Source organism: Sphingomonas sp. Ant20 (genome assembly GCF_000783375.1).
GTDB classification, from domain to species: Bacteria; Pseudomonadota; Alphaproteobacteria; order Sphingomonadales; family Sphingomonadaceae; genus Sphingomonas; species Sphingomonas aerolata.
In genome coordinates, this window is sequence record NZ_JRVI01000162.1 from 1 (window position 1) to 4,637 (window position 4,637).

The 4,637-nt window shown below is 68.2% G+C and carries 4 protein-coding genes; 2 read left to right on the forward strand and 2 right to left on the reverse strand.

Annotation, left to right across the window (positions count from 1 at the left end; translation table 11 throughout):
• Nucleotides 1–174: 174 nt before the first annotated feature.
• On the reverse strand, nt 175–786 hold the full coding sequence (locus NI18_RS24575) for a glycosyltransferase family 39 protein (RefSeq protein WP_347574876.1): 612 nt from the start codon (nt 784–786) through the stop codon (nt 175–177).
• A 465-nt stretch (nt 787–1,251) separates the two neighbouring features.
• Nucleotides 1,252–1,992, reverse strand: coding sequence for a bifunctional 2-polyprenyl-6-hydroxyphenol methylase/3-demethylubiquinol 3-O-methyltransferase UbiG (ubiG, locus tag NI18_RS16520; RefSeq protein ID WP_084215257.1), 741 nt, complete (start codon nt 1,990–1,992; stop codon nt 1,252–1,254).
• Nucleotides 1,993–2,044: 52 nt separating this feature from the next.
• On the opposite strand from ubiG, the gene NI18_RS16525 reads away from it, so the two are divergent.
• Nucleotides 2,045–3,298: an aspartate kinase gene (locus NI18_RS16525; RefSeq protein WP_037531555.1), complete on the forward strand. Its 1,254-nt coding sequence runs from the start codon at nt 2,045–2,047 to the stop codon at nt 3,296–3,298.
• A 97-nt stretch (nt 3,299–3,395) separates the two neighbouring features.
• Entirely contained in the window at nt 3,396–4,415 is a 1,020-nt protein-coding gene (locus NI18_RS16530) for a nitronate monooxygenase (protein WP_306286474.1), read from the forward strand.
• Nucleotides 4,416–4,637: the final 222 nt, after the last annotated feature.

A 4,637-nucleotide genomic window follows, 5' to 3' on the forward strand; every position in this document is an offset into this window, starting at 1 on the left:
ACGAACAGCGGGGGCAGCATCGGCAGCAGATATTGCCGCCAGGTCGGCACCGGGAGCAGCGCGGCGACCAGCCCGGCGAGGACGAGCAGGTCGGCAGGGTGACGCGACGACGTCGGATCGCGGCGCGCGCGACGAGGACGAGGGCGGGCAGCGCGGCGCCGAGCGCAAGGAACTTCAGCGTATCGAGCGCCTTGGCGGCAAGCGACAGCTTCCAGGGCCGTGCCGCGTAATATTCTGCGGGCGCCTGGGCGGGAAAATGCAGCGTGCCGAACAGGAAGCTTCGGGCGACACCGCGAACGTCCAGCCGACGAACGCGACGATCGGGACCGCGCCGAGCGCGACCAGCCAGACGCGGTGGCGGGGATGGACCAGCGCGTAGAGGCCGTAGGCGGCGGCGGGGAGGGCATAGGAGATCTTCGCGGCGACCGCGGCGGCGAGCAGAAGGCCGATTGTCAGCGCGCCGGCGCGGGTCCGGTCTTCGCGGACGATCAGCCAGAGCGCAGCGGCGAGGCAGGCGGCAGGAAGCGCGTCGTTGCGCGCGGTGCCGATGCTGAAGAGCAGGATGTCTGTGGTCGCGAACAATGCGGCGCAGAGGCGTGCGGTGGTGGGGCCGGCACCAGTGCGGCGCGCGGCGGCGTGGACGAACGCGACGCTCGCGAGGCCGAGCAGCGCGTTGGTGAGGCGGAGCGCGGGCCAGGTCCAGGCGCCGGTTAGAACGGCGATGGGTGCGAGGACGAAGGGCTGGAGCGGGGTCTGGAGATAGGCGAAGTCGCGATAGGGGAGCAGGCCGTGCGCGGTGAGGACGGCCGCAGCGACATACTGGCTTTCGTCATGGTCGACGGGGGCGGAGGAGGGCGAGCGCGATGTAGAGCGCGGCTAAACCCCCCTAGAAGAAGGATGTTCACCCGCGAAGGCGGGTGTCCAGTCTGGGCACCCGCTTCGCGGGTGAACAGGGGTGGGGGGTGCCCTTGGTCATGTGACACCACCCCGCCAGTATTCGGTTCCACCCCGGCGGAGGCCGGGGCCCAGTTGGGGGACGGTCATGGCTGAGGGTCGCGTTCCGTTACTCAGGCTTTCCCAACTGGGCCCCGGCCTTCGCCGGGGTGGTAGCACCTGCTGAGATGGTAGCACCCGCTGGGGTGGTAGTGCCTGCCGCGGTGGTAGCGTGCACCGGGGTGGGAGCGCCACCCAAGGTGGTCGTGCCGACTGGGTTGGTCGTGCCCGCCGGGCTGGTGCCGGGCGGGGCAAGGGTCAGGCTTTTACCGCGGTCAGGAAATAGTCGAGGCTGGTCGAATCGCTGAGCGTGAAGCCTGTCGCCGGCGAGAAGCCGAGGCCTTGCGTGTGGACGACGTGGAGACCGGCGTCGCGCAGCAGCGCGGTCAGTTCTTCGGGGGTGAGGAACTTGTTCCAGTCGTGCGTGCCGCGCGGGATGCGGCCGGTGCCTTCCGCGATCGTGATCATCGCGAGCCGCGACAAGGGCGTGCGGTTGGGGGTCGACAGGATCAGCAGGCCATTGTCGGCCAGCACGCGCGCGAGGCCGCGGACAAAGCCGGCAGGGTCGCTGACATGCTCGATCACCTCGAGGCTGGTGACGAGGTCGAACTGGCCGTCGAGCCCCTCGACGCCGCCCGCGCGATAGTCGATCGCGAGCCCGCTCTGCGCCGCATGTATTTCTGCCGCGGCGATATTTTCGGGCGCGGCGTCGATCCCGGTCACGCTGGCGCCGAGCCGCGCGAGCGGTTCGCAGAGCAGCCCCGCGCCGCAGCCGACGTCGAGCGCGGTCCGGCCGGCGAGCGGGGTGAAGCCGGTGCCGTCGCCGTGCCAGTGCGTGTCGACCCGGTCGCGAATGTAGCGCAGGCGGGGCGGATTGAGCTGGTGGAGCGGCGCGGACGAGCCCTTGGGGTTCCACCAGTCGGCCGCCATCGTGCCGAAATGCGCGGCCTCCCGGGGATCGATTGTTGCGCTTTCGTTGCGGTCACTTGCCAGTATCATGCGCGCTACCTATCAGGGCCGCCGCTTCGACCCAAAGGGATTTACGCTGCCCATGGCCCGTATCGTGATGAAATTCGGCGGGACGTCGATGGCTGGGATCGAACGTATCCGCAACGTCGCGGCGCGCGTGAAGCGCGAGGTCGATGCGGGCAACGAGGTCGCGGTCGTCGTCTCCGCAATGGCGGGCGAGACCGACCGGCTGGTCGGCTTCTGCCGCGAGGCGTCGTCGCTGTACGATGCGAAGGAATATGACGTCGTCGTCTCGGCGGGCGAGCAGATCACGAGCGGGCTGCTCGCGATCGCGCTGCAGGCCGCGGGCTGCAAGGCGCGGTCGTGGCTGGGGTGGCAGCTGCCGATCAACACGTCCGACGCGCATGGCTCGGCCCGGATCGGCGAGATCGACACGGTCGCGCTCGATGCGAGCCTTGCGGAGGGCGTCGTCGCGGTGATCCCGGGGTTCCAGGGCGTGGCGGAGGGCCAGCGTGTCACCACGCTGGGGCGCGGCGGATCGGACACCTCGGCGGTCGCGATGGCGGCGGCGATGAAGGCCGATCGCTGCGACATCTATACCGATGTCGACGGCGTCTACACGACCGATCCGAGGATCGTGCCGCGGGCGCGCAAGCTCGGCAAGGTGACGTATGAGGAGATGCTGGAACTCGCGAGCGTCGGCGCCAAGGTGCTGCAGACGCGGTCGGTGGGCCTGGCAATGAAAGAGAATGTGCGCGTGCGCGTGCTGTCCTCGTTCGAGGATGGCGATACCAGTGACGGACACCGCGGCACGCTGATCGTGGGCGAAGAGGAAATCGACGATATGGAACGCCAGCTCATCACCGGCATCGCGCATGACAAGAACGAGGCGAAGATCACGCTGACCCAAGTCAGCGATCGCCCGGGATCGGTCGCGGCGATCTTCGCGCCGCTCGCCGATGCCGGGATCAACGTCGACATGATCGTCCAGAACGTCGCGCATTCGACCGGGTCGACCGACGTGACGTTCACCGTGCCCTCCGCGGATCTGGCGCGGACGCTCGACGTGCTCGACAAGGCGAAGGACGCGATCGGTTTCGCGAGCCTGGTCCATGACACGCGCGTCGCCAAGGTCTCGGTGGTTGGCGTCGGGATGCGCAGCCATGCGGGCGTCGCCTCGACGATGTTCACCACGCTCGGCGAACGCGGCATCAACATCCAGGCGATCGCGACGTCGGAGATCAAGGTCAGCGTGCTGATCGAAGAGGATTATACCGAGCTGGCGGTGCGTGTGCTGCACACGGCTTACGGGCTCGACGCCGAGGATGCGGCTTGACGGACACCGTCCGTTCGTTTCGAGCATTGTCGGGAAATATGTCACGGATACTGCGCGGGGTTTCTCGACTTCGCTCGACACGAAGGGGAGTTTTGTAATGACCATCGGCAGCGACCGGCTTCAGCGTCGCATGGCGCGCGGCGCCGCATTCCTCGGGTCCGAGGTCGCGATCCTTGGCGGGGCGATGTCCTGGGTGAGCGAGCGCAACCTCGTCTCCGCGATTTCGAATGCGGGCGGGTTCGGGGTGATCGCGTGCGGGGCGATGACGCCCGCGTTGCTCGATGCCGAGATCGCCGCGACCCAGGCGATGACCGACAAGCCGTTCGGCGTGAACCTGATCACGATGCATCCCGACCTGGTCGAACTGATCGCGGTGTGCACGCGGCACAAGGTCGGCCATGTCGTGCTGGCAGGCGGATTGCCGTCCAAGGGCAGCCTCGAGGCGATCAAGGCGGGCGGCGCCAAGGTCATCTGTTTCGCGCCGACGCTGGCGCTGGCCAAGAAGCTGATCCGCAGCGGCGTCGATGCGCTGGTGATCGAGGGGATGGAAGCCGGCGGGCATATCGGCCCGGTGTCGACGAGCGTGCTGGCGCAGGAGATGCTGCCCGAGATCGCCGAGCTGGTACCGGTGTTCGTCGCGGGCGGGATCGGTCGCGGCGAGGCGATTGCGGGCTATCTCGACATGGGTGCTGCGGGCGTCCAGCTCGGCACGCGGTTCGTCTGCGGGACCGAATCGATCGCGCATGCCAATTTCAAGAAGGCGTTCATCCGCGCTTCGGCGCGCGATGCGATCGCCAGCGTCCAGCTCGACGCGCGGCTGCCGGTTATCCCAGTGCGCGCGCTGAAGAATGCGGCGGGCGAGCTGTTCTCGGCCAAGCAGCGCGAGGTCGCGGGGCATCTCGACGAGGGACGCGTGGCGATGGGCGAGGCGCAGTTGCAGATCGAACATTACTGGGCGGGCGCGCTGCGCCGCGCGGTGGTCGACGGCGATGTCGAGCATGGGTCGGTGATGGCGGGCCAGTCGGTCGGCATGGTCACCAAGGAAGAGCCGGTCGCGGACATCATCGCCGAGCTGATGGCACAGGCCGCGGCGGCGCTCGAGGCACGCGCGGCCTGATCCTTCGCCGGCCTAACACGCTGCGATCGTGCCGTTCGTCGCATTAGGGTTGCAGTCGCGTACGCGTTTTATACCCTGTTAACCTTATCGCGGCAGGTCTGTCTCGGTCGGGAGACAGCGAGGACTTGAGTCGATGAAGCGTCAGTTTGCGATGATTGCGGTGACCGCAGCCCTGCTCGCCGGGTGCGCGCGGAAGCCGGTCGAGGTCGCGGCGCCCGCACC

Bases quoted from the DNA above. Each gene is read 5' to 3' on its own strand.
- ubiG (WP_084215257.1), bottom strand. From the start codon at position 1,992: ATGATACTGGCAAGTGACCGCAACGAAAGCGCAACAATCGATCCCCGG.
- NI18_RS16525 (WP_037531555.1), top strand. From the start codon at position 2,045: ATGGCCCGTATCGTGATGAAATTCGGCGGGACGTCGATGGCTGGGATC.
- NI18_RS16530 (WP_306286474.1), top strand. From the start codon at position 3,396: ATGACCATCGGCAGCGACCGGCTTCAGCGTCGCATGGCGCGCGGCGCC.